The 23,774-nt window shown below is 64.2% G+C and carries 19 protein-coding genes and 7 tRNA genes; 9 read left to right on the top strand and 17 right to left on the bottom strand.

The window, feature by feature from the left end:
- The first annotated feature begins 167 nt into the window (after window positions 1-167).
- From ASD82_RS16635 to ASD82_RS16625, 3 genes are all read left to right on the top strand, one after another.
- A tRNA-Ala gene (locus ASD82_RS16635) sits at window positions 168-243 on the top strand.
- Window positions 244-252: 9 nt separating this feature from the next.
- Window positions 253-328: transfer RNA gene (locus ASD82_RS16630), tRNA-Glu, on the top strand.
- A 36-nt stretch (window positions 329-364) separates the two neighbouring features.
- Window positions 365-441 (top strand) — tRNA-Asp (locus tag ASD82_RS16625).
- 106 nt (window positions 442-547) lie between these two features.
- Here the strand turns inward: ASD82_RS16625 and ASD82_RS16620 are convergent.
- Entirely contained in the window at window positions 548-1,033 is a 486-nt protein-coding gene (locus tag ASD82_RS16620; RefSeq protein WP_056718901.1) for a DUF1249 domain-containing protein, read from the bottom strand.
- Between the two features lie 37 nt (window positions 1,034-1,070).
- A complete protein-coding gene (locus ASD82_RS16615; protein ID WP_007805301.1) occupies window positions 1,071-1,886 on the bottom strand; it encodes a pyruvate, water dikinase regulatory protein in 816 nt (271 codons plus the stop codon).
- 303 nt (window positions 1,887-2,189) lie between these two features.
- Between ASD82_RS16615 and ppsA the strand changes: the two genes are divergently transcribed.
- From ppsA to ASD82_RS16600, 3 genes are all read left to right on the top strand, one after another.
- Entirely contained in the window at window positions 2,190-4,562 is a 2,373-nt protein-coding gene (gene ppsA / locus ASD82_RS16610) for a phosphoenolpyruvate synthase (protein ID WP_056718899.1), read from the top strand.
- Window positions 4,563-4,853: 291 nt separating this feature from the next.
- Window positions 4,854-5,660 carry a TetR/AcrR family transcriptional regulator gene (locus ASD82_RS16605; RefSeq protein ID WP_056718897.1) on the top strand — a complete coding sequence of 269 codons (807 nt, stop codon included), beginning with the start codon at window positions 4,854-4,856 and terminating at the stop codon, window positions 5,658-5,660.
- Window positions 5,661-5,776: 116 nt separating this feature from the next.
- A complete protein-coding gene (locus tag ASD82_RS16600; RefSeq protein WP_056718895.1) occupies window positions 5,777-7,165 on the top strand; it encodes an outer membrane protein transport protein in 1,389 nt (462 codons plus the stop codon).
- A 67-nt stretch (window positions 7,166-7,232) separates the two neighbouring features.
- Here the strand turns inward: ASD82_RS16600 and ASD82_RS16595 are convergent, their stop codons facing one another.
- Window positions 7,233-7,934: a protein phosphatase 2C domain-containing protein gene (locus ASD82_RS16595; RefSeq protein ID WP_056718893.1), complete on the bottom strand. Its 702-nt coding sequence runs from the start codon at window positions 7,932-7,934 to the stop codon at window positions 7,233-7,235.
- Between the two features lie 111 nt (window positions 7,935-8,045).
- Here ASD82_RS16595 and ASD82_RS16590 point away from each other — a divergent pair.
- Window positions 8,046-8,135: transfer RNA gene (locus ASD82_RS16590), tRNA-Ser, on the top strand.
- A 355-nt stretch (window positions 8,136-8,490) separates the two neighbouring features.
- Here the strand turns inward: ASD82_RS16590 and dnaQ are convergent.
- From dnaQ to ASD82_RS16575, 3 genes are read right to left on the bottom strand one after another with little or no spacing between them, the layout of a single operon-like run.
- Window positions 8,491-9,195 carry a DNA polymerase III subunit epsilon gene (dnaQ, locus tag ASD82_RS16585; RefSeq protein ID WP_056718890.1) on the bottom strand — a complete coding sequence of 235 codons (705 nt, stop codon included), beginning with the start codon at window positions 9,193-9,195 and terminating at the stop codon, window positions 8,491-8,493.
- The gene (rnhA, locus tag ASD82_RS16580; RefSeq protein ID WP_056718888.1) at window positions 9,192-9,635 is read right to left on the bottom strand and encodes a ribonuclease HI; all 444 of its coding nucleotides are present in this window, start codon (window positions 9,633-9,635) and stop codon (window positions 9,192-9,194) included. The genes dnaQ and rnhA overlap by 4 nt, the downstream gene beginning before the upstream one ends.
- Window positions 9,628-10,347, bottom strand: coding sequence for a methyltransferase domain-containing protein (locus ASD82_RS16575; protein WP_056718885.1), 720 nt, complete (start codon window positions 10,345-10,347; stop codon window positions 9,628-9,630). Before ASD82_RS16575 ends, rnhA begins: the two co-directional genes overlap by 8 nt.
- A 248-nt stretch (window positions 10,348-10,595) precedes the next feature.
- On the opposite strand from ASD82_RS16575, the gene gloB reads away from it, so the two are divergent.
- Both gloB and ASD82_RS16565 read left to right on the top strand, forming a co-directional pair.
- On the top strand, window positions 10,596-11,360 hold the full coding sequence (gloB, locus tag ASD82_RS16570) for a hydroxyacylglutathione hydrolase (RefSeq protein ID WP_056718883.1): 765 nt from the start codon (window positions 10,596-10,598) through the stop codon (window positions 11,358-11,360).
- Between the two features lie 173 nt (window positions 11,361-11,533).
- Complete coding sequence (locus tag ASD82_RS16565) at window positions 11,534-12,553, top strand: transglycosylase SLT domain-containing protein (protein ID WP_343123468.1); 1,020 nt, start codon at window positions 11,534-11,536, stop codon at window positions 12,551-12,553.
- A gap of 105 nt (window positions 12,554-12,658) precedes the next feature.
- Here ASD82_RS16565 and ASD82_RS16560 read toward each other — a convergent pair whose 3' ends face one another.
- The 11 genes from ASD82_RS16560 to cysK form a co-directional block, all read right to left on the bottom strand.
- Window positions 12,659-14,560: a SurA N-terminal domain-containing protein gene (locus tag ASD82_RS16560; protein WP_056718881.1), complete on the bottom strand. Its 1,902-nt coding sequence runs from the start codon at window positions 14,558-14,560 to the stop codon at window positions 12,659-12,661.
- A gap of 139 nt (window positions 14,561-14,699) precedes the next feature.
- Window positions 14,700-14,776 (bottom strand) — tRNA-Asp (locus ASD82_RS16555).
- Between the two features lie 10 nt (window positions 14,777-14,786).
- Window positions 14,787-14,861: transfer RNA gene (locus ASD82_RS16550), tRNA-Val, on the bottom strand.
- A gap of 19 nt (window positions 14,862-14,880) precedes the next feature.
- Window positions 14,881-15,153, bottom strand: a complete 273-nt coding sequence (locus ASD82_RS16545) for an HU family DNA-binding protein (protein WP_007511239.1) — start codon at window positions 15,151-15,153, stop codon at window positions 14,881-14,883.
- 333 nt (window positions 15,154-15,486) lie between these two features.
- Window positions 15,487-17,958: an endopeptidase La gene (gene lon / locus ASD82_RS16540; RefSeq protein ID WP_056718879.1), complete on the bottom strand. Its 2,472-nt coding sequence runs from the start codon at window positions 17,956-17,958 to the stop codon at window positions 15,487-15,489.
- A 169-nt stretch (window positions 17,959-18,127) separates the two neighbouring features.
- Complete coding sequence (clpX, locus tag ASD82_RS16535) at window positions 18,128-19,420, bottom strand: ATP-dependent Clp protease ATP-binding subunit ClpX (RefSeq protein ID WP_007805279.1); 1,293 nt, start codon at window positions 19,418-19,420, stop codon at window positions 18,128-18,130.
- A 109-nt stretch (window positions 19,421-19,529) separates the two neighbouring features.
- Entirely contained in the window at window positions 19,530-20,153 is a 624-nt protein-coding gene (gene clpP / locus ASD82_RS16530) for an ATP-dependent Clp endopeptidase proteolytic subunit ClpP (protein WP_200950346.1), read from the bottom strand.
- Window positions 20,154-20,221: 68 nt separating this feature from the next.
- Entirely contained in the window at window positions 20,222-21,514 is a 1,293-nt protein-coding gene (tig, locus tag ASD82_RS16525; protein WP_056718877.1) for a trigger factor, read from the bottom strand.
- A 90-nt stretch (window positions 21,515-21,604) separates the two neighbouring features.
- Window positions 21,605-21,689 (bottom strand) — tRNA-Leu (locus ASD82_RS16520).
- Window positions 21,690-21,982: 293 nt separating this feature from the next.
- A complete protein-coding gene (gstA, locus tag ASD82_RS16515; protein ID WP_056718875.1) occupies window positions 21,983-22,600 on the bottom strand; it encodes a glutathione transferase GstA in 618 nt (205 codons plus the stop codon).
- A gap of 173 nt (window positions 22,601-22,773) precedes the next feature.
- Window positions 22,774-23,715 (bottom strand): cysteine synthase A, encoded by a 942-nt coding sequence (gene cysK, locus ASD82_RS16510; protein ID WP_056718873.1) that lies wholly within the window; start codon window positions 23,713-23,715, stop codon window positions 22,774-22,776.
- Window positions 23,716-23,774: the final 59 nt, after the last annotated feature.

Below are 23,774 nucleotides of genomic sequence, written 5' to 3'. Positions count from 1 at the left end.
TCAACTCTCTGGAACCCGAGGGATCGCTCCAGCTTAAACGAAGGAAAGGCGGCACTCGCCTGCGCGCACGAGTGCATCGTCGACACGCCGGCACTTCGTGATCGAAAGTGTGAAAAAAAGCTTGACGGAATTCCGGAGCGCACCTATTCTTCTCGGCTTCCAGCGGCGGGGCCATAGCTCAGCTGGGAGAGCGCCTGCATGGCATGCAGGAGGTCGGCGGTTCGATCCCGCCTGGCTCCACCAACTTGAATTGTCCCCATCGTCTAGAGGCCTAGGACACCACCCTTTCACGGTGGACACCGGGGTTCGAATCCCCGTGGGGACGCCAAGTTGGCTCGCACAGCTGGAAGAAGCAACACAATGCGGAGTGGTAGTTCAGTTGGTTAGAATGCTGGCCTGTCACGCCGGAGGTCGCGGGTTCGAGTCCCGTCCACTCCGCCACTATTCAAACAAGAAGCCCGCCTTGCGCGGGCTTTTTGCTGCGTGGTGATTTTGCGCACTGCTCCGTGTGTGCAGGAACCAGGAAGCGGCACACGTTTATGAAGCCCTATTTCCGACTGCCCTCGCTCGACTCCGGCTGCGGCTCCAGGGTGCCGACGGAATGGCCTTGCTCGACGAGGTATTCCAGCCAGCGCGACAGGAATCCGTTCATCCGCAAGCGGTGCTGAAACACCGAATGCGCCGGCGGAAACGGACCCAGCACCTGCCACAGGTGCCGCCCGGGATGGCAATGCAGCGCCTCGGCCACATGCGCGTCGGTATACATGCGCAACTGTGCCGACGGCGCACGCCTGCCGGTATCGATGTCGACGAAATCGTAGGTAAGTTCCAGTTCCAGGGTGTACGGATGACGCTCCTGCACGGACAGATGGACGTCGAGACCGTCGTCCACGTTCGACACGTAACGCCCCGGCGCCAGCTGCTGTGGCTGGAACAGTCGCGTCAGGCGATGGTAATTCTCGGCGTACAGCCCCATCAGGAACTCGAATCGTCCCGGTAGCAGGCTGCGGCGGTTGTCCAGTACGGCACTCATCGGGGATGTACGAACTCCAGTGGGCGGGCCAGGGTTTTCAGAACATGGTTCGCTCGATGCCGAAGCGATCGAAGATCTTGCTGGCGATCTCCTCGATCGACACATGGGTGGTGTTGAGGCTGGGAATGCCGGCCTGGCGCATCAGGCGATCGGCCTGCTCCAGCTCCCAGCGGCATTGCTGCAAGGTGGCGTAGCGGCTGCCGGCTCGGCGCTGTTCGCGGATCTGCGCCAGGCGCACCGGATCGATGGTGAGGCCATACAGCCGATCCTTGTACGGACGCAGACGCGCCGGCAATTCGAGCTTCTCGAGGTCGTCGTCGGTCAGCGGATAGTTGGCGGCGCTGACCCCGTAATGCAAGGCCATATAGAGACAGGTCGGCGTCTTGCCCGAGCGCGACACGCCGACCAGGATCAGGTCCGCCTCGGCATAGTTCACGTCGATGCCGTCGTCGTGCGACAGCGCGTAGTTGGTCGCGTTGATGCGCGCCTCGTACTTGTCGAAATCGACCATGCCATGCGACCGGTTGACCGCACCCGAGCGCTTGGTGGACAGCTCTTCCTCGAGCGGGCCGATGAACGGTGCAAACACGTCCAGCATCAGCGCACCGCTGGCGGCGACGATCTCGCACAGGGCGCGTTCGGCCATGGTGTTGACCACGATCGGGCGCTGGCCGGTCTGCGCGTAATTGGTCTTGATGCGCAGCGCGGCAGCCTCCGCCTTGTGCGCGTTGTCGGTGAAGGGCAAGCGGTGCTTGTCGAACTGCACGCCTTCGAACTGCGCCAGGATGCTGTTGCCGATGGTCTCCGCGGTAATCCCGGTGGAGTCCGAAATGAAGAATACGGTTCGATGCATGCGTGGCCCTGATGGCAGATGGCGGATGGCGTCTGGCCGCACCTTAGCAGGTTGTGGCGTGCATTCTGAGGCGTCGGCAACCCGGCGAATCGGCACGGCATCGGCCCGATCGCAGTCGCCGACCCGGCCGCCAAAATCTACCGCCAGCTGACTGGTATCGGGTTGGAATGGCATCTGCGCGCAATGGTCTTCTTGTGCTGCGCACCATCCGCAGCGGACAATACCAGTTCTTTGCAACCCGCTTCGGGCCTGCATGTCGCGTCCATTCCACTCTTTGCAACGCTTCCTCAGAAGGAGACACCCTTGAACGATCTGGTGCTTTGGCTCGACCAACTGCGCATGACTGACCTGGGCAAGGTTGGCGGCAAGAACGCCTCGCTGGGCGAGATGATCGGCAACCTGGCCAAACTGGGTGTCTCCGTGCCGGGCGGTTTCGCCACCACCGCCGACGCGTTCCAGCAGTATCTGGAAAAGAGCGGTCTGGCCAAACGCATCCAGGAGCGGCTGGCTCCGCTCGACGTCGACGACGTCGACACCCTGGTCGCGGCGGGCAAGGAAATCCGCGGCTGGATCGTGGATACCGCCCTGCCCGCCGAACTCGAGCAGGCGATCCGCGCGGCCTACATCAAGCTGTGCAAGGACGCCGGCGCCGACGATATTGCTGTTGCCGTGCGTTCGTCGGCCACCGCCGAGGACCTGCCCGACGCCTCGTTCGCAGGACAGCAGGAAACTTTCCTCAACGTGGTCGGCATCGACGACGTGCTGCACAAGGTCAAGGAAGTCTTCGCCTCGCTGTACAACGATCGCGCGATCGCCTATCGGGTGCACCAGGGCTTCAAGCACGAGGACGTGTTCCTCTCCGCCGGTGTGCAGCTGATGGTGCGCTCGGACGTGGGTGCCTCCGGCGTGCTGTTCACGCTGGACACCGAGTCCGGTTTCCGCGACGTGGTGTTCGTCACGGGTTCGTATGGCCTCGGCGAGATGGTCGTGCAGGGCGCGGTCAATCCCGACGAGTTCTACGTGTTCAAGCCCACGCTGCGCGAAGGCAAGCCGGCGGTGCTGCGCCGCAACCTCGGTGCGAAGCAGTTGCGCATGGTCTACTCCAGCGCCCCGGGCGAACGGGTCAAGACCGAAGACACGCCGACCGACCTGCGCAACAAGTTCTGCATCAGCGACGAGGACGTGCAGGAGCTGGCCCGCCAGTCGCTGATCATCGAGAAGCATTACGACCGGCCGATGGACATCGAGTGGGCGAAGGACGGCCACACCGGCAAGATCTACATCGTGCAGGCCCGCCCGGAAACGGTGAAGTCGCGTTCGCACGCCACCCAGCTCGAGCGCTTCCATCTCAGCGAGAAGGGCAAGGTGCTGGCCGAAGGCCGCTCGATCGGCCAGAAGATCGGCGCGGGCAAGGCGCGGGTGATCCGTTCGCTGTCCGACATGAACAAGGTGCAGGCCGGCGACGTGCTGATCGCCGACATGACCGATCCCGACTGGGAGCCGGTGATGAAGCGCGCCTCGGCCATCGTGACCAACCGCGGCGGCCGTACCTGCCACGCGGCGATCATCGCCCGCGAGCTGGGCGTGCCCGCCGTGGTCGGCACCGGCAATGCGCTGGAGCTGATCCCCGACGGCGCCGACGTCACCGTGTCCTGCGCCGAAGGCGACACCGGCACGATCTACGAAGGCATCCTGAAGTTCGAGCGGATCACCGCCGACCTGGGCGACATGCCCGAGGCGCCGCTGAAGATCATGATGAACGTGGCCAACCCCGAGCGCGCGTTCGACTTCGGCCAGTTGCCGAACGCCGGCATCGGCCTGGCTCGCCTGGAAATGATCATCGCCAGCCACATCGGCGTGCATCCGAAGGCGCTGCTGGAATACGCCAAACAGGACGCCGAGACCAAGGCGAAGATCGACGAGCGCATCGCCGGCTATGCCGGTCCGGTCGAGTTCTACGTCGACCGCCTGGCCGAAGGCATCGCCACCATCGCCGCCTCGGTGTATCCGAAGCCGGTGATCGTGCGCCTGTCGGACTTCAAGTCGAACGAATACGCCGGCCTGCTCGGCGGCTCGCGCTACGAGCCGCACGAAGAGAACCCGATGATCGGCTTCCGTGGCGCCAGCCGCTACGTCGACCCGAGCTTCTCCGAGGCGTTCGGACTGGAGTGCAAGGCGGTCAAGCGCGTGCGCGAAGTGATGGGCCTTGCCAACGTGTGGGTGATGATCCCGTTCGTGCGCACGCTCGGCGAAGGCCGCAAGGTCATCGACGTGCTGGCGAAGAACGGCCTCAAGCAGGGTGAGCACGATCTGAAAGTGATCATGATGTGCGAAGTGCCGTCCAACGCCCTGCTCGCCGACGAGTTCCTCGACATCTTCGACGGCTTCTCGATCGGCTCCAACGACCTCACCCAGCTCACCCTGGGTCTGGACCGCGATTCGTCCATCGTCGCCAGCCTGTTCGACGAACGCGACCCGGCGGTGAAGAAGCTGCTGGCCATGGCAATCAAGACCGCGCGCGCCAAGGGCAAGTACATCGGCATCTGCGGTCAGGGCCCGTCCGACCACCCGGACCTGGCCGAATGGCTGATGGAACAGGGCATCGAATCGTTGTCGCTGAATCCGGACACGGTCGTCGACACCTGGCTGCGCCTGGCCAAGAAGAAGGCAGACTGAGGACGATGTCGGCCATCCGCTGACGTGATTTGCCATGCAGTGCAGCAAAAGGGCCGGATTCATCCGGCCCTTTTGCTGTCTGGCGCTCCCGATTTGCTACGCCGGATCAAGCCCGCGCATGGCCCGCAAGGATCGCCAGCTCCAACTCCCTCTTCCCGCAGCCGTCTCTTTGGCATCGTGCACTGCAGCTTGCCCGCCCTGCGGCCCACCGGTAGCTTCCATACACGTGTTTCAATCCTTGATTTGAAGCAGGTGTCAGCTACCTGGCTGGGCCATCACGGGGCAAGCTTCTTGAGTCCGACGCAGCGAACCAATCCCAGTGACACCCGCAAGCGGCTGCTTGAGGCCACCGAGTGGCTGTTCATCGAGGGCGGCTACGAAGCGATGTCGCTGCGCCACATCACCGCCAGGGCTGGCGCGAACCTGGCCGCGGTGAACTACCACTTCGGCAGCAAGGAGGCGCTGGTCCAGGAGCTGTTGTCGCAACGACTGGATCGACTCAACCGCGAGCGGCTGCAGTTGCTGAGTGCGTGCGAACGCCAGCGACCGGAGGGGCTGGACGCCCGCGCCGTGCTGGCCATGCTGTTCGTGCCGGCTTTCCGGCTCAGCCACGGCAGCGCCTCGGGGCCGGCCTTCATGCGCCTGCTGGGTCGGGTCTACAGCGACCCCTCGCCGTTCATCCAGGATTTTCTGCAACAGCATTACCGATCGATTTCCGGGCGCTTCTTCGAGGCGTTCGCGCGCGCCCTGCCCTCGCTTCCCCGGGGCGAGCTCGGACTGCGCCTGCATTTCGCCCTCAAGGCGCTGTCCGGCATGCTGGCCGGGGAAGACATGCAGCAACTGATCGCCAGCATCAGCAAGGGCGAGGCCATCAACGACACCGAACTGCTGGCGCGCCTGATCTCGCTGGTGTCCCCCATTCTCACCGCCCCGTCTGGAAACACGGAGCAGATCAAATTGATCGAGCAGGTGTTGCAACAGGACCAAGTGACAGCCGAAGCCACCCGCACGACACCACCGGCCGCCGATACGGATTCACGGCGCCAGGGCATTCCGCCATCCACTCTCTGGATCCAGGACGGGAGGCCTGCGTCCTGACCAAGCGATACCGCACCACCTTCCGATACGTGCTGCCCCATCGTCACCACACAAAACCAGAAACCATCGCCGCGGATGCACCCCATCCCGGATCTTTTTGTCACAGGAGAACCCACGTGGACCGTCAAACCTTGCAAAACCTCTCCCGTCTCGGCACCAAGGCCAGCCTCGCCCTGGCCGTTGCCGGTGCACTCGCCATGCCGCTGGGCGCGCAGGCCGGTTCCTTCCAGCTGCCCACCGACAACGCCGCTGGCTGGGCGCGCGCCAATGCGGGCGGCTCGCTGTTCGCGAACGACCCGACGGCGGTCTACAACAATCCGGCCGCCATGGCGTTCTTCGACGGCACCCTGGTCCAGCTGACCGGCACCGGCATTCGTCCCAGCGCCAAGTTCGAAGGCTCGTTCCAGGACCAGCAGGGCAACCCGACCACCGGCAACAACCCGGATGGCTTCGGCAAGTTCATTCCGTTCCCGAACATGGCATTTGCCACCAAGGTCAATGACCGCCTGGCGCTCGGCGCCAGCGTCACCGTGCCCTACGGCCTGGTCAGCGAATACAACCCGACCTGGCAGGGCCGCTACTTCGGCACCAAGACCAGCGTGCAGTCCATCGCGCTGAGCTTCTCGGCCGGCTTCAAGGTCAACGACCAGTTCTCGATCGGTGCGGGCATTGTCGGTCAGCGCACCAAGGCGCAGCTCAACACCATGCTCGATCCCTACGGTTCGGCCGCCGGCCTGCTGGGCGCGCCCATCTTGGGCGCCCCGCAGAGCGACGACGTTCAGCTCAACGTGGACGTGAAGAAGAAGTTCGCCTTCGGCTATTTCGCCGGTTTCGAATTCAAGCCGACCACGCGTGACAGCATCGGCTTCAGCTATCACTCCGAGATCAAGCAGACCCTGAGCGGCGACTACGCCATGTACGGCAGCCAGGCCGCCAAGGATCTGATCGCGCTGGCTCCGGTGGTTTTCCCCAACGCCGGCCTGCCCGCGCTCAACGGCAATGGCGACAAGGCCAGCGCCGAATTCAACATGCCGGCATTTGCCAGCCTGGACTGGCTGCACGCGTTCAACGACAACTTCAGTGTTGCCGCCGGCGTGAAGTGGACCGACTGGTCCAACTTCAAGCAGCTGACGCTGAAGTCCAACGGCCAGACCCTGGTCAGCCTGCCACAGGCCTACAAGGACGTCTGGGTCTACTCGATCGGCGGCGACTACAAGTTGAATTCGCAGTGGACGCTGCGCGCCGGCGTGGGCTACGACGAGAGCCCGTCCAACATCATCAGCCGCGATCCGCGCATCCCCGATGGCTCCCGTCGCCTGCTGGGCTTCGGCCTCGGTTACCAGGCCACCGACAAGTTCGCCGTGGACTTCGGCTATCAGCACCAGTTCGTCAGCGATGCCCGCGTCAAGCAGACCAACCAGGCGGCCCTGGGCTACGGCACCATGGACGGCAAGTTCAAGGACCACGGTGACGTCGTCAGCCTCACCGGCACGTATCGTTTCTGATCACGTTGCCCAACAGGAAAAAGGGGCCGCGAAAGCGGCCCTTTTTTTGTAGCAACCAGTCCGCGCTTCAGCGCGAACGCACGATCAGGATCGTGACGTTGTCGTCGCCGCCACTGTCCAGTGCGCACAGCAGCAGCTGGTCGACGCACTCCTGCGCCGAGAGGTCGGCGCGGGCCATCTTCTGTGTGATGGTCGTGTCGCTGACGCCTTCGGTCAGGCCGTCGCTGCATAGCAGGAAGCTCATGCCGGGTTCAAGCTTGCCCCGCGCCATGCCGATGTGCAGCTGTTCCATGGCGGTGACACCCAGCGCCTGGGTGAGCACGTTGCGCTGCGGATGTTCCGCCGCCTGCGCCGGGTCCAGCTGTCCCGACTCGACCAGCGCCTGAACCAGGGAATGATCATGACTGACCTGCCGCAAGCCCTGCTTCCACTGGTAGATCCGGCTGTCGCCGACCCAGGCCACTTCATGGCTGTCACCATCCACCCGGAGTGCGGCAATGGTGGTGCCCATGGGCAGGATGTCGAAGCTGTCGCGGGCGTGCTCGAGCAAGCTCCCGGCCGCGCCACGCACAGCCTCCAGCAGGCTGCTCCCCTCCCTGACCTGCTGCACGACCTGATCACGCACCAGCGCCGAAGCCACTTCACCGTGCTGATGGCCACCCATGCCATCGGCCACCAGGAACAGGCCCAGTGAAGCATCGGCGTAATAAGTGTCTTCATTGCGCGTGCGACGCAGGCCGACGTGCGTTCCGTGTCCGAATTCGATCATGGGTATTCAATGGAGGCGAGCCGTAGCAGCATGCCGGAAGACAAGGTTGTTGTCACGGCAAGTTCGCTCGCGTATGATTCCCGGCTCGCATGAGCCACCATGCAACGCACCGGAGAGGTGGCAGAGTGGTCGAATGTACCTGACTCGAAATCAGGCGTACGTGTAAGCGTACCGTGGGTTCGAATCCCACCCTCTCCGCCAGAAAAGTAAAACGCCCCCTCGTGGGGCGTTTTGCTTTTCTGGCGGTGACGGCTGGGTGAGAACCCACCCGGGTTACTCGGCGCATCCTGCGCCTCGCCCTGCGGGCCATCGGCTACGCCGATGTTCGACTACGGCATCCTGCCTTCGTCGTCGACAAATTTGCCAGGAGCTTGTTGGACAGCCGCAGGCTGGCCCCGTAGCGCGCAGCGCGAAGGGGTTCGGCCCAAGGATGGGCCGAACAATCCCACCCGCGCGGCGCCGCATCGTCCTTCGCACGCGCCTTGCTTTTCCGGTAGTAACACGGCAGTGAGAATCGACCCGGGTTAACCGGTACCCCCCTTACCCCGCCAACCAATCATGCTCCCCGCCACACACTCACCCCACCCGCACTCTTGTCCAGCGCATCCAGCCTCTGCTCGTGCAAGGCCAGTTCTTCCTCCGATGCGTACAGGACCTGTGGCCGCGAACGCAACACCACCGGCGCCACAACCATCACGTCATGCTGCTCGGCGGCGCCCTCGAAACCCAGGTCGAACGCCACCTGTCCGGATGTCATCGCCAGATAGACGTCGGCCAGCAACTGGGCGTCGATCAGGCCGCCGTGGAGGTCGCGGCGGGAGTTGTCGACGCCCAGGCGCTTGCACAACGCATCGAGGCTGTTGCGCTGGCCGGGGTAGCGCTCGCGGGCCATCGCCAGCGTATCCAGCACCGTGCAACGGTCGCCGATCCTGCCGGCGCCGTTGTCCAGCCGGGCAAGTTCGGCATCGAGAAAGCCGATGTCGAAACTGGCGTTGTGGATGATCAGCTCGGCGCCATCGATGAAGGCCAGGAACTCCTCCACCACCTCGGGGAAACGCGGCTTGTCGAGCAGGAACTCGTCCTCGATGCCGGTGACCAGGCGGGCGCCTTCGTCGATGGCCCGATCCGGATTGAGGTAGGTCTGGTAGTGCCGGCCGGTGAGCCGGCGCTCGACCATTTCCACACAGGCGATTTCCACCAGCCGGTGTCCCTGGCGGACTTCGAGGCCGGTCGTTTCGGTGTCGAGGACGATCTGCCTCATGCCCGGCCCTTCATCGACTCGGCCTGCTCGCGCGCGGCCTGGTCGACCCGTTCGTTCTCGGCGTGGCCGTTGTGGCCCTTCACCCATTTCCAGCGCACCTGATGGGCGCCGACGGCATCGGACAGGCGTTGCCACAGGTCCTGGTTCTTCACCGGCTTCCTGTCCGCGGTGCGCCAGCCATTGGCTCGCCACTTCGGCATCCATTGTTCGATGCCCTGCATCACGTAACGGGAATCGGTGGTCAGGATGACCTGGCAGGGCCGGGTCAGGGTCTCCAGCGCGCCAATCGCCGCCATCAATTCCATCCGGTTGTTGGTGGTGGCCGGCTCGCCGCCGGCAACCATGCGCTCGCTGCCCTTGGCACGCAGCAGGGCGGCCCAGCCACCGGGTCCGGGGTTGCCCAGACAAGCACCATCGGTAAAGGCTTCCACTTCACTCATCGTCTTTTGCAGTTCCTGAAAAAATCTGGAGCGACGCGCCACGACGCGCCGCCGGGGAAAGCTGGCCGCTGGCTGGCACCCGCACCTGTTGCGGGCGCGAGCGCAGCAGCGTGACCGGTCGCCGGTGCTTTCGCGCCAGCAGCAGGTAACCTCCGCCGAACACGCTGACAGGGCTGCGCCGCGCCACGGCGGCGCCCGGCCAGGCGCTGCCGATCCGCAGCACCCGCTCGACCAGCAGACCTTCGCGCTCAAGGCGGTGGCGCAGGCGCCACGGCATCTGCAGCGCCAGCGACCTGCCGCGGGCGCGCCAGTGCAGCCATGCCGACCAGCAACCCAGCGGATGCACGCCGGTCAACGCCAGCGTGCCGCCGGGCGCCAGCACCCGAATGAGTTCATCGAGCAACGCGGCGGGATGCGATGCCAGTTCCAGCGCCTGCCGCACCAGCACCAGCTCGAATGCATCGTCGACGAAGGGCAGCGGTTCGTCCGCCCTGGCGCGCAGATCGCCATCGTAGCCACCGTCGGTCACAGCCAGCGAGGTCCAGCAACCCAGCAACGGCAAGGCCGGTCGGGGATACCGTGGGGATGCATCCAGCAGCAGGCCATGCGTGCCGACACAACGCCGCAGCCCGGGCTTCAATGCCTGGCTTTGCTCGTCCAGCAAACGAAGCATGGGTGGGCTGGAGTAGACCTCGTCATCGCGATGCTGCATGCAAACCGGTCCGGCATCTATTGCTCTTCACAGTGTAACGGTTGCTGCCATGACTCAGCAGGTCACTCATCGAGCGGAACTGCCGCACACAGCTGAACGGTCGACCGGGCATTTAACGCCAGCCTAACGAGTTCGCCGTAGCGTCAATTTATAGTCGACCGCCTCAAGCGCGCCGGGATGGCCGCGTCTGTCGTTCCACAGCAAGTCCCCGCGCCTTGGGGACTTTCCCAACGCAGCGGATCCCCTTCGTGCATCTCCTTCCGTTACCGGCCTTGGCCGACAACTACATCTGGCTGTTGCATGACGACGACGGGAACGCCGTCGTCGTCGACCCGGGCGACGCAGCCGTCGTGGAACAGGCGCTGGCGGCGCGAGGGCTGCGGCTGCGCGCCATCTTGCTCACCCATCATCACCCCGACCACATCGGCGGGATGTCCGCCCTGCGTGCACGTCACGAGGTGCCTGTCCACGCACCGGTCCACCCGGATATCGGGCAGCCTTTCCAGCCGGCGGTCGATGGCGATCGCATCGAACTGGCCGCGCCATCCATCCATTTCGACGTCATCGCGGTTCCGGGCCATACCCTCAGCCATATCGCCTTCGTGGGAGCCGGCCTGCTGTTTTGCGGCGACACCCTGTTCAGCATGGGCTGCGGCCGCCTGTTCGAAGGCACGCCGGCGCAGATGCTTGCTTCGCTGGATCGCCTGGCGCAACTGCCCGCCGACACGCTGGTCTGTGCCGGGCACGAATACACCGCGGCGAACGGGCGATTCGCGTCGACCGTCGAGCCCGCCAACGCGGACCTGGCAAGACGACTGCAGGACGTGGCCAGTCTGCGCGAAAGCTCCCGTCCCACCCTGCCGATTCCGCTTCGCAACGAACTGGCCTGCAACCCCTTCCTGCGCGTCGACACCGCCGATGTCGTTGAGTGGGCACGGCAGCAAGGCAGCGGGGAAGATCGCGTGACGCGTTTCGCCGCCCTGCGTCGCGCCAAGGACGATTTTCGCGCATGAAGCTGGCCATCCGAATCCTGCCGGCGGCCCTCTGCGCATTGTTGGCGGCATGTGCCAACGCACCGCTGCAGCCGACCACTGCACCCGTCGAAATCCCCTCCCCCGTGCCTGCACCGGTGGCACCGGTGCCGAACATCGAATCACCCGCTGCGCAGACGGCAGGCGATGTCTGGATGCGACTGCGCGGAAGCTTTGCGATGCCGGGCTGCGACGCCGACCCGGCCGTGCTGGGATGGGCCAGGCGATACACGCGCCATCCGAAGCAATTCGAGAGCCAATTGCAAGCGGTGTTGCCACGCCTGGTCTACGTGCAGAAAGTTGCCGAAGACTATGATGTGGCCGGCGAGTTCGTGTTGCTGCCATGGGTGGAAAGCCACTTCCGGCCGATTGCCGCGCGCAAGCATCGGCCCGCCGGCATGTGGCAACTGATGCCGGTCACCGCCGGATCACTGGGGCTGCGCGTGGACCGCCACTACGATGGCCGCCTCGACGTGCGGGCCTCGGCCAATGCCGTGATGAAACTGCTGGAGCAGTATCACAAGCAGTTCGGTGACTGGCGGACGGTCGACTATGCGTACAACGCGGGCGAGTTCGCCATCCGCAAGGCCATCAGGCTGCATGGCGCGCCACCCGACCAGCCGACCATTCCCACGCTGCCCGTGCGCAAGGTGACCCGCGAACACCTGACCAAATTGCTGGCGATCGCCTGCGTCGTGCGCGAGCCGGACCGTTTCAACGTCAGCTTGCCGACCTTGCCCGGCGAGCAGCATCTGGTACAGGCCGATGTGCCGCACGCGATGTCGATGGCGCAGGCCGCCGATCGCGCCGGCATGACGCTGGACGCACTGAAGCGACTGAACGGGGCGTTTGGCAGCAACACGATCGACACCGCAGCCGCCTCATACCTCATGATGCCCGCGGCACACGCCCGCCGGTTCAGCGACGCCCTGCCCGAGCTTGCCGACAGCAACGACGACAACGGCCTGCTGCAGGCGACGGCAGCCGATGCCCCGGCGATCAGCTCCACCAGCGACCAAAGCGAGCGCCGGATACATACCGTCAAGCGCGGCGACAGCCTGTGGCAGATCGCCCGCACCTACGCGGTCAGCGTGGATCAGCTCAAGCGCTGGAACCATCTCGGCAAGCACTCGCTGAAGCCCGGTCAGACGCTGCAGATCAGCGCACCGAACTGACGCCATCGCGGACCGGCCTGCCTGGGCAGGGACCACCTCGGCCGGAACAAGAAAAGGACGACCGAGGTCGTCCTTTTCTTTCAAGCGATGCAGGACCGCCGGTGCCTACAGCCTCTGCTTGTTGATCTTGATCTCGGTTTTCGCCTTGAGGTGGTCAATCAGTTCGCGGGCGGCCTCGTAACCATAAGCCTGCGCCATCTGCTGGCGCAGCGACTCGCGCTGCTCCGGCAGCAGCTTGGTCAGATCGCCGTCCTGCACCTTGTCCACCGCCAGCAGGGCATAGTTGCCGTCCAGCATGTCGACCGCGGCAAATTGCGGCTTGTTGTCCACCGGATGCGGCATCAGGAAGGCCCGGGTCAGCAGGGGCGCAGGCACCTGGGCATGCCGAACCGCCTCGCTCACCGTCGTGACGGTCGCGCCAAGCGACTTGGCCACCGCATCCATCGCCTCGCCCTTGTGCAGGCGCGCCAGGGCCTCGTCGGCCTGCTTCTTCTCGACCGCAGCCATGCGCTCATCGAGAATCTTCTGCTGCACATCGGCGCGCACTTCGGCCAGCGGCTTGGCCGCGGCCGGAACGTGCTGGTCGACATGCAACACCAGGGAATGGTTGTTGCCCAGATCGATCAGGGCCGAATTGTTTCCCTGCACCAGCACGTCGTCACTGAAGGCCGCGGCGATCACCTTCGGATTCGCCGTCACGCCTTCGCCGCCCTGGCGCGAAAACAGCGCCGTGGTCTTGATCGGCAGCTTCAGCGCCACCGAGGCAGGCTCCAGCGAAGAGGGATTCTGGTAGGTGTTGTCGGACATCTTGCCCGCGACGTCGTTGTAGTTGCGGTCGCGATCGGCCGCCGTCGCTTCCTTGACCAGCTGGTCGCGCACTTCCTCGAACGGCTTCGACTGGCCGCTGCGAACATCGCGCAACCAGATGATGTGGTAACCGTCGGTCGACAGCACCGGCTTGGAAATCTGCCCCTTCTGCAATGCGAACAACGCCGAATCGAAGGCTTCGTTGGTGACGCCCTTCTCGAGCCAGCCCAGATCACCACCCAGACGGCGCGAACCCAGATCCTGCGAATCCTGCTGGGCCAGCTTGGCAAAATCGGCGGGGGTCGCCTCCGCGGCGATCTTGTCGGCCTTGGCCAGCGCTTCCTTCTGCTGCTCCGGCGTGGCGTTGGCCGGCACGTTGATCAGGATATGGGAAACCAGGCGCTGTTCCGGCTGCACGAAACGCTGCTTCTCGCTGGCATAGCGCTTGCGCAGATCCTCATCGCTGGGCTCCGCGATCAGAGGCAGGTCGGCACCGACCACTTCGATGTACTTCACCGAGACCGTCTCGGGCTTCATGTAGTCGGCCTGATGCGACTTGTACCAGGCCTCGATCTCGGCGTCGCTCACCGTGCTGTTTTCCAGCGTCGGGCGCTGCAACACGAAGTAACGCAGGTCACGTCGCTGGGCCTGCAGTTTCAGGAACTGGTCGAGGCGGGCATCGCTGACGATGGTGCTGGCGTTGATCGCCGAGGGCAGCAACTGGATCGCCAGCGACGAACGAATTTCCCGCTCGAACATTTCCGGCGTCTTGTACTGGCTGGTCAGCCAGGCCTGATAGCTGGTTCCGTCGAACTTGCCGTTGACCTGGAACGCGGGAATGGAAGCGATGTAGTCGCGCATCGCCAGGTCGGATACCCGCAGCCCCCAATCCTCATTGGCCTGCTGCAACAGCTGTTCGTCGACCATGCCGTCGAGGATGCGCAACTTGGTCTCGGGCTTCTCGAACGAGCTGGAATCGAATTGCTCGCCCTGCTGGGCGACCTGCTGCTGACGCACCTGGTTCACGCGGTCCTGGAACGCGCGCTGGTCGATCTCGTGCTTGCCGACCTTGGCCACGTAGGCTTCGTCGTGCGACATGAAGTAACTCTCCATGCCGAACAGCGACATCGCAAAGACGCAAACCCCCAGAAGGATGATGGACGGCCATCCATGCATCTTGTTACGCATTGCCTGCAGCATCGAAATCTTCCCGCAAGATGGTGAAAGCGCATGACGCGCATGGATCAGGTCAGCAAACCGGCCCGCGCCGCCCGGTGTTGCCGGACGCGAACGAACCGCTCAAATGACAAGGGCGCCACACGGGCGCCCTTGCGAACTGTGGCGGAGTGGACGGGACTCGAACCCGCGACCTCCGGCGTGACAGGCCAGCATTCTAACCAACTGAACTACCACTCCGCATTTTTTCTGGTGGGTGCTGTAGGGATCGAACCTACGACCACCGCCTTGTAAGGGCGACGCTCTACCGCTGAGCTAAGCACCCGAAACCAAGCGTCAGCCGCTTAGTTTAGGGCATCCTTCAAGGTCTTGCCAGCCTTGAACGCGGGCACTTTCGACGCCTTGATCTTGATCGCTTCGTTGGTGCGCGGGTTGCGGCCGGTGCGGGCAGCGCGCTTGCGCACGGTGAACGTGCCAAAGCCGACAACCGAAACGTCCTCACCCTTCTTCAACGACTTTTGCACGGTCTCGAAAAAGGCTTCCAGAGCGCGGCCAGCGTCGGCCTTGGTCAACTCGGCCTTCTCGGCAATGGCATTGATCAGATCGGTTTTATTCATTGAGAAAACTCCCTCGTTCGGATTTCGTCGGCGCGGTCGTTCCGGAGAACCCGACAGCGCCGGCATGGATGGTTGGCTCGCAGGATGCCATGACGCAACCCCGCATCGCTGCGCTGATGAACAACGCCGGGACTGCGGTAGCGCCTTTATACCAGTGCGTTGCAGGAAGGCGCAACACAAGCCACAGCAACGTTTTCGCCAGATCTGGCCGTTGTCGATCCGCTTGCAAAACAAGTACCGAACGACTAGGGCGAACTTCGCCGAACGGTGGCGAACACGCAAAAGAACGCCACGCGCGAGCGTGGCGTTCCTCAACCCGGCCGATGCCGAAACCTAGTGGGTCAGCGAATGGGCTTCCGTCGAATCGCCGGAAACGGCTGCGGGAGCATCAGCCTTTGCCGTGCTTGGCTGCAACGGGCGCTCCAGCGCGATGTCCAGCACCTCGTCGATCCAGCGCACCGGATGGATCTGCATGGACGAGGTGATGTTGGCCGGCATGTCGGCAAGATCCTTCTTGTTGTCCTCGGGGATGATCACCGTGGTGATGCCGCCACGGTGCGCCGCGAGCAGCTTCTCCTTCAGCCCGCCGATCGGCAGCACCCGACCACGCAAGGTGATCTCGCCGGTCATCGCGACTTCGGAGCGCACCGGCACCCGGGTCAACACCGACACCAAAGCCGTGCACATCGCGATGCCAGCGCTGGGACCGTCCTTCGGCGTGGCGCCTTCCGGCACGTGGATGTGCACGTCGAGCTTCTGGTGGAACTCCGGGTCGATGCCGAGCTGGTCGGCGCGAGCGCGCACCACGGACAAGGCGGCCTGGATCGACTCCTTCATGACGTCACCGAGCTGGCCGGTGTGCACCAGCCGGCCCTTGCCCGCCACCACCGAGGCTTCGATGCTGAGCAGCTCGCCACCGACCTGGGTCCAGGCCAGGCCGGTGACCAGCCCCACCTCGTTCTGCAATTCCTTGCGACCGAAATCGAACCGGCGCACGCCCAGGTAGTGGTCGAGGTTTTCCGATGTCACCTTGACCTTGTCCGGAGCAGCCTTAGCCTTGCCCTTGGCGGTCTTGGCCGCAGGCTTGCCCTTGGCTTTCCTGACCTGCCCCAGGGTCAGTTCCTTGACCACCTTGCGGCAGATCTTGGAAACCTCACGCTCCAGGTTGCGCACGCCCGACTCGCGCGTGTAGTAGCGCACGATGTCGCGCAGCGCTTCCTCGGTGACGCTGAGTTCCTCGGGCTTCAGGCCGTTCGCCTTCAACTGCTTGGCCAGCAGGTACTTCTGCGCGATGCCGAGCTTCTCGTCCTCGGTATAACCGGGAATGCGAATGACCTCCATGCGATCCAGCAGGGGACCTGGAATGTTCAGCGAATTGGCGGTGGCGATCCACATCACCTCGGACAGGTCCAGGTCCACTTCGAGATAGTGATCGTTGAACGCGTGGTTCTGTTCCGGGTCGAGCACCTCGAGCAGCGCCGAGGACGGATCGCCACGGAAATCCATCGACATCTTGTCGATCTCGTCCAGCACGAACAGCGGGTTCTTCGCGCCGACCTTGTTGATGTTCTGCACGATGCGGCCGGGCATCGAGCCGATATAGGTGCGCCGGTGCCCGCGGATCTCGGCCTCGTCACGCACGCCGCCCAGGCTCATGCGGACGAACTTCCGGTTGGTGGCCTTGGCGATCGACTGGCCCAGCGACGTCTTGCCCACGCCCGGCGGTCCGACCAGGCACAGGATCGGCCCCTTCATGACCGACACGCGCTGCTGCACGGCGAGATATTCGAGGATCCGTTCCTTGACCTTCTCCAAGCCGAAGTGATCGGCATCCAGCACTTCCTGGGCCAGCTGCAGGTCCTTGCGCACCTTGCTGCGCTTCTTCCACGGCACGCCGACCAGCCAGTCGAGGTAGTTGCGCACCACGGTGGCCTCGGCCGACATCGGCGACATCTGCTTGAGCTTGTTGAACTCCTGTCGCGCCTTGGCCAGCACCGGCTTGGGCATGCCCGAGCCCTCGATCTTCTTCTGCAGTTCCTCGACTTCGTTGGGGCCATCCTCGCTGTCGCCCAGCTCCTTCTGGATCGCCTTCATCTGCTCGTTGAGGTAATACTCGCGCTGGCTCTTCTCCATCTGCGACTTCACGCGGCCGCGGATGCGCTTCTCCACCTGCTGCAGGTCCATCTCGCCGTCGACCAGGCCGATCAGCAGTTCCAGCCGCTGACCGACATCCGCGGTCTCCAGCACCTTCTGCTTGTCCGCCATGCGCACGGACAGGTGCGCGGCGATGGAATCGGCGACCCGCGAGGGATCGTCGACGCCGGACAGGCTGGCCAGCACTTCCGGCGGCAACTTGCGGCTTTGCTTGACCAGTTGCTCGAACAGCGAGATCAGCGTGCGCGAAACCACGTCGAGCTCGCGCTCCTTCGCGTTGTAGACCGGCTCGATCACGCGCGAACGCGCGGTCAGCATGCCGTCCCGTTCCTTGAAGTCCTCGACCGACACGCGCGACTGGCCTTCGACCAGCACCTTCACCGTGCCATCGGGCAGCTTCAGCAGTTGCAGCACGCCGGCCAGCGTGCCGATCTGGTGCAGGTCGGAAATTTCCGGGTCGTCGATGTCCGGGCTCTTCTGCGCAACCAGCAGGATCTGCCGCTCGCCCTCCATGGCGCGCTCCAGCGCACGCATGGATTTGTCGCGACCGACAAACAGCGGGATCACCATGTGCGGGTAAACCACGACATCACGCAACGGCAATACCGGCAGAGCGTCCAGCGCAGCAGGAAGGGGGGCGTTCTTGGCCATGAAAGAGGGGTCCCTCGGTCGATTGTGCGTTCAACCCGACACTGCGCCGGGCATCCCAACTCGTCAAGTGGAGGCGACGGCCAACCTAGTCAAGGTCGGCGGTCGGCCGAAAAAGAAACGGCTCCGGGAAGATCCACCGGAGCCGTCGTCGATGCAGGGGCGCGAAGAATCAGGCGGCGTCGCCGCCCTCGCCCGCCACGCGCTGCTGCAGGTTGCCGCGGTAGATCAGGTAGGGCTCGGCCTGCCCTTCGATCACGGCGTCGTCCACCACCACCTTGCTGACGTGTTCCAGCGACGGCAGCTCGTACATCGTGTCCAGCAACACCTGCTCCAGGATGGTGCGCAGGCCGCGGGCGCCGGTCTTGCGCTTGAGCGCCTTGCGGGCAATGGCCTGCAACGCTTCGGGGCGGAACTCGAGCTCCACCTCTTCCATCTCGAACAGCTTCCTGAACTGCTTGGTCACTGCGTTCTTCGGCTCGGTGAGGATCTTCACCAGCGCCGCTTCGTCCAGCTCGTCCAGCGTGGCCACCACGGGCAGGCGTCCGACGAACTCCGGAATCAGGCCGAAGCGCACCAGATCGGCCGGCTCGACTTCGGCCAGTACCTTGCCGAGGTTCTCGGTGCGCTCCTTGGAGCGCACTTCGGCGGAAAAACCGATGCCGGTGGTCTCGGAGCGCTGCTGGATGACCTTGTCCAGGCCGGAGAACGCGCCACCGCAGATGAACAGGATGTTCTTGGTGTCGACCTGCAGGAATTCCTGCTGCGGATGCTTGCGACCGCCCTGCGGCGGCACCGAGGCCAGGGTGCCCTCGATCAGCTTCAGCAATGCCTGCTGCACGCCTTCGCCGGAAACGTCGCGGGTGATCGACGGGTTCTCGCTCTTGCGCGAAATCTTGTCGATCTCGTCGATGTAGACGATGCCCGACTGCGCCTTCTCGACGTCGTAGTCGCACTTCTGCAACAGCTTCTGGATGATGTTCTCGACATCCTCGCCCACGTAGCCGGCTTCGGTCAGCGTGGTCGCGTCGGCGATCGTGAACGGCACGTTGAGCAGGCGCGCCAGCGTTTCGGCCAGCAGCGTCTTGCCCGAGCCGGTCGGCCCGATCAGCAGGATGTTGGACTTGCCCAGTTCGATGTCGTCGCTCTTCTGGCGCGATTCGATCCGCTTGTAATGGTTGTACACCGCGACGGCGAGCGCCTTCTTGGCGCGGCTCTGGCCGACCACGTACTGATCCAGCGATTCGCGGATCTCGCGCGGCTTCGGCAACTGGGTCCGGCCCGAAGCGGCCTTCTCCTCCAGTTCCTCGCGGATGATGTCGTTGCAGAGCTCGACGCATTCGTCGCAGATGAACACGGACGGGCCCGCGATCAGCTTGCGCACTTCATGCTGGCTCTTGCCACAGAAAGAGCAATAGAGAATCTTGCCGCTGTCGCTGGATCGCCCCTGACGGTCGTCACTCATACTCTCGGTCCCGCTGGTAAATCTGGATGCGCCGCGAGAATAACACAGGGCTCCGCGTCTGCCTGCAGACGCGGAGCCCCTCTCGTGACCGTGGTGTGGAAACCGGAACTCAGGCCGATTTCACCGTTTCGCCAGCGCGCTTGTCGAGCACCTCGTCGATCAGGCCATACGCCTTCGCATCCACCGCGTTCATGAAGCGATCGCGCTCCATGTCCAGCTCGATCTTCTCGAGCGGCTGGCCGGTGTGTTCAACGTACAACTTGTTCAGGCGCTCGCGGATGTAAAGGATCTCGCGGGCCTGGATCTCGATGTCGGTGGCCTGCCCCTGCGCGCCGCCGGAGGGCTGATGGATCATGATGCGCGAGTTCGGCAGCGCGAAACGCTTGCCCTTGGCGCCGGCCATCAGCAGGAACGAGCCCATGCTGCAGGCCTGGCCGATGCACATCGTGCTGACGTTCGGCTTGATGAACTGCATGGTGTCGTAGATCGCCAGACCGGCGGTGACGGCACCGCCCGGGCTGTTGATGTAGAAATTGATGTCCTTGTCCGGATTTTCCGACTCCAGGAACAGCATCTGCGCCACGATCAGGTTCGCGACCTGGTCGTTGACCTCGCCCACCAGGAAGATCACGCGCTCTTTCAGCAGGCGCGAATAGATGTCGTAGGAGCGCTCGCCGCGAGCGGTCTGCTCGACGACCATCGGGACCAAATTGAGGTTCTGGATAGTATCCATGGCCATGTCTGCAGCTCTCCGTTGATGAGCCCGGGTGGTTGCCCGGGCCGGTTTTCCAGCCTGGTTGCTCAGGCGCTGACTGGACGCATCACCTCGTCGAACGTGAGATCCAGCTGGGTGGTCGTGGCGTGTTCCGCCACCCACTCCGCCACCTGATCTTCCATCACGCGATTCTGCAGCCCGGACATCAACTGGGGGTCGCCGTTGTACAGTTCAATGACCTTTTCCGGTTCTTCATAGGTCGAGGCAATCGCGGCCAGCTGCTCGGCCACGCGCTTGCGATCAATCTTGATCTCCTGCTTGCGGGCGATTTCGCCCATCAGCAGACCGGCGATCACCCGCTGGCGAGCCACCGGCATGGCGGCCTCGATCAGCTGGGGCGGCGGCTGCTGGCCCTGGGGCACGCTGCCGGCGGCCATGCTGCGCGCCTCGGACTGCACCATCAGCTTCGGCACGTCCAGCTCGGCGTGGGTCACCGCCAGCTTCTCGGCCACTTCGGACTTCAGGCGGCCCATCAGTGCGGCCTTCAGTTCGCGCTCCAGGTTCGCCCGCACTTCCTTGCGGAAGGTTTCCAGATCGCCGTCGGCAATGCCGAACAGCTTGGCGAATTCGGCGTCGATCTCGGGCAGCTTCGGTTCCTGCACCTTGATGATGCTGAAGCTGACCTTCGCATTCTTCCCGGCCAGCTGATCGTTGCGGAAATCCTCCGGGAACAGCACGTCGGTCTCGAAGCTTTCACCGCTCTTGCGGCCGGTCAGCGCTTCGTCCAGCGCCTTGAACAGGGTGCCCGAACCGAGCACGCTGCCGGCGCGTTCCTGGCCTTCGGCAGGGAAACGGTAGTCGTCCGCGCTGGCGGAATATTCGAACATCACGAAGTCGCCATCGGCCGAGGCGCGCTCGACTTCGTCGAAACTGCGACGCTGCTGGCGCAGGGTCTCCAGCATCTTGTCGATGTCCGCGTCGCTGACCTCGGCCACGGGGCGCTTGATCTCGAGCGCGGCGACGTCGACCTGGGGGAACTCCGGCATGATCTCGAAGGTGGCGGTGTAGGCGATCTCGCCGTTTTCCGGCTTGCCCGTGGTGTCGATCGACGGGTTCGCGATCGGCTGCAGCTTTTCCTGCTGCACGGCTTCACGCAGCGTGCTGCCGATCAGGTCGGACAGAACCTCGCCGCGAACCTGGTCGCCGAAACGCTGCTTGATCACCGTGGTGGGCACCTTGCCCGGACGGAAGCCCTTCAGGCGAACCGTGCGACCCATTTCCGCGATGCGTGCGCTGACCTGCGTCTCAAACCGCTCCGCCGGAAATTTCACCGTGAGCTTGCGCTCGAGCGAGCCGATGTTCTCAACCGAAACCTGCATGACGTCTCCTGGTACTACCTGAATGTTGTGGGCCCGCACCGGCGCCATGGCGGCTGTGTCGCCCGGAAATCAAGGGAAATCAACGGGGCATGGTGCGAAAGGGGGGACTCGAACCCCCACGGGGTTAACCGCCAGAACCTAAATCTGGTGCGTCTACCAATTCCGCCACTCTCGCCTTGCCACCCTCGTCAAACGACCCTAACCAACTGATATGCAAAGCCAATGCGAGCCGCCTGCGCGGCCCGCCGTCGCCCCCAGATCAACCGGCGTGATCGCCTAAGTCGATGATTACCTTATACGAAAGCGGACCATTTTACGGTTGCGCCGTGCGGTAGCACAAGCCATCGCCGGCAATTGGCGCTACCCGCCGGCAGGCGCCCGGCGATCGCCGGATTCGCCGCGAATGGACACCTGCCGCATGCAAAAGGCCGGCACCTCGCGGCGCCGGCCCTTGCGGATGTGGTCCGGTTACGCCGACTTCTTGAGCAGACCCTCGGCTTCCATCGCCGCCTGCACCATCGGCCGCACCGCCACGCGTTGCTGGAACGCGGTCAGCGACCTGAATTCCGACAGGTCCAGGTCCACATGCTTCGCCCAGTTGGTGACGGTGAACAGATAGGCGTCGGCGGCGGTGAATTGCCCGCCCAGCAGCCACTCCTGCTTCGCCAGCAGGGCATCGAGCGTTGCGTAACGTTTGCGCAGATACTCCTTGCGTTCCTGCCGCGTCGGCTCCGGCGTGGCCGGGTTGAACAGCGGGCTGTAGGTCTTGTGCAGCTCGGAGTTGATGTAGCCGAGCATCTCCTGCAGGTGGTAGCGCGGCAGCGTGCCGTTGGCCGGCGCTAGCCCGCTGGTCGGGTTCTGGTCGGCCAGATACTGCACGATCGCCGGACCTTCGGTCAGCACTTCGCCGCCGTCCAGCTGCAGCGTCGGCACGTAGCCTTTCGGGTTGACCTGCAGGAAGTCGTCGCCGCTCTCGGTGCGTTTGGTCTTGCCGTCGACCCTGACCAGTTGCAAGGGCAGGCCGGCTTCCAGCGCCACGATGTGCGGCGAGAGCGAGCAGGCGCCAGGCATGTAATACAGCTTCATCCGGTTTCTCCATGGGGGACACGAGGGGCGTCGCGCAGCACGGGTAGCGAGCGCGCGACGAACCTTCATGTTAGTCGCCATGGTTACCACTGGATACGAGGTCACCGCCGGCCAGCCCCGCACGCGGCATCACCGCGCCATGGAACCTGCTGCCCGGGTGATTCGGCCGCCGATCACCCGACCTCGTCCGAACCCTCGTTGACGCCTTCGAACAGGAAGGTCGACAGGTAGCGTTCGCCGGTATCGGGCAGCATCGCCAGCAGCACCGAACCTTCCGGCGCACCCTTCGCCACTTCCAGCGCAGCGGCCAGCGTGGCGCCCGAGGAAATGCCGGCAAAGATGCCTTCGCGCTGGGCCAGCTCGCGGGAGGTGTCGCGGGCCAGCACGTCGTCGATCAGCACGATGCGATCCACCACCTTCGGATTCAGCACCGCCGGCACGAAGTCCGGGGTCCAGCCCTGGATCTTGTGCGGCTGCCATTCCTTGCCTGACAGCAGGGCAGCCACGGTCGGCTCGGTGGCGACCACCTGCACGTCCGGTCGCGCCACTTTCAGCACCTCGCCCACGCCGGTCAGCGTGCCGCCGGTACCCCAGCCGCTGACGAAGTAGTCCAGCCGGCGCCCGGCGAAGTCACGCAGGATTTCCGGCGCCGTGGTCTGCCGGTGGTAGGCCGGGTTGGCCGGGTTCTCGAACTGGTTGGTGAAGAACCAGCCATGCTTCTGTGCCAGCTCCAGCGCCTTGTCGACCATGCCGGTGCCCCGTGCAGCCGCAGGCGTCAGCACGACCTTGCCGCCGTAGGCGCGGATCAGCTTGCGCCGCTCGATCGAGAACGTCTCGGCCATCACCGCCACGAACGGGTAGCCACGGGCCGCGCAGATCGCGGCCAGTGCCACGCCGGTATTGCCCGAAGTGGCCTCGACCACGGTCTGCCCCGGCTTCAGCACGCCGCGCTGTTCGGCGTCCAGGATGATCGCCAGCGCCAGTCGATCCTTGACCGAACCGGCCGGATTGAAGGCCTCCACCTTCACATAGAGTTCGACGTGTTTTGGCGCCAGTCGGTGGAGGCGGACGATCGGCGTGTTGCCGATGGTGTCGAGAATGCTGTTGTGGATCATGGCAAGACTCCTAAGGCAGGAAAGTCGACGGGCATCATGCGCCCGTCGCGGCAAAAATG

Origin of the sequence: Rhodanobacter sp. Root179 (assembly GCF_001428465.1) — a bacterium.
GTDB lineage: Bacteria > Pseudomonadota > Gammaproteobacteria > Xanthomonadales > Rhodanobacteraceae > Rhodanobacter.
Note: the sequence above shows the minus strand (reverse complement) of the source record. Positions and strands in the feature narration are given on the sequence as shown.

What these genes read in the sequence shown, in the direction of transcription:
- ASD82_RS16620 (WP_056718901.1), bottom strand. Translation starts at nt 1,033, where the DNA reads ATGAGTGCCGTACTGGACAACCGCCGCAGCCTGCTACCGGGACGATTC.
- ASD82_RS16615 (WP_007805301.1), bottom strand. Translation starts at nt 1,886, where the DNA reads ATGCATCGAACCGTATTCTTCATTTCGGACTCCACCGGGATTACCGCG.
- ASD82_RS16595 (WP_056718893.1), bottom strand. Translation starts at nt 7,934, where the DNA reads ATGATCGAATTCGGACACGGAACGCACGTCGGCCTGCGTCGCACGCGC.
- dnaQ (WP_056718890.1), bottom strand. Translation starts at nt 9,195, where the DNA reads ATGAGGCAGATCGTCCTCGACACCGAAACGACCGGCCTCGAAGTCCGC.
- rnhA (WP_056718888.1), bottom strand. Translation starts at nt 9,635, where the DNA reads ATGAGTGAAGTGGAAGCCTTTACCGATGGTGCTTGTCTGGGCAACCCC.
- ASD82_RS16575 (WP_056718885.1), bottom strand. Translation starts at nt 10,347, where the DNA reads ATGCAGCATCGCGATGACGAGGTCTACTCCAGCCCACCCATGCTTCGT.
- ASD82_RS16565 (WP_343123468.1), top strand. Translation starts at nt 11,534, where the DNA reads ATGCGACTGCGCGGAAGCTTTGCGATGCCGGGCTGCGACGCCGACCCG.
- ASD82_RS16560 (WP_056718881.1), bottom strand. Translation starts at nt 14,560, where the DNA reads ATGCTGCAGGCAATGCGTAACAAGATGCATGGATGGCCGTCCATCATC.
- ASD82_RS16545 (WP_007511239.1), bottom strand. Translation starts at nt 15,153, where the DNA reads ATGAATAAAACCGATCTGATCAATGCCATTGCCGAGAAGGCCGAGTTG.
- lon (WP_056718879.1), bottom strand. Translation starts at nt 17,958, where the DNA reads ATGGCCAAGAACGCCCCCCTTCCTGCTGCGCTGGACGCTCTGCCGGTA.
- clpX (WP_007805279.1), bottom strand. Translation starts at nt 19,420, where the DNA reads ATGAGTGACGACCGTCAGGGGCGATCCAGCGACAGCGGCAAGATTCTC.
- clpP (WP_200950346.1), bottom strand. Translation starts at nt 20,153, where the DNA reads ATGGATACTATCCAGAACCTCAATTTGGTCCCGATGGTCGTCGAGCAG.
- tig (WP_056718877.1), bottom strand. Translation starts at nt 21,514, where the DNA reads ATGCAGGTTTCGGTTGAGAACATCGGCTCGCTCGAGCGCAAGCTCACG.
- gstA (WP_056718875.1), bottom strand. Translation starts at nt 22,600, where the DNA reads ATGAAGCTGTATTACATGCCTGGCGCCTGCTCGCTCTCGCCGCACATC.
- cysK (WP_056718873.1), bottom strand. Translation starts at nt 23,715, where the DNA reads ATGATCCACAACAGCATTCTCGACACCATCGGCAACACGCCGATCGTC.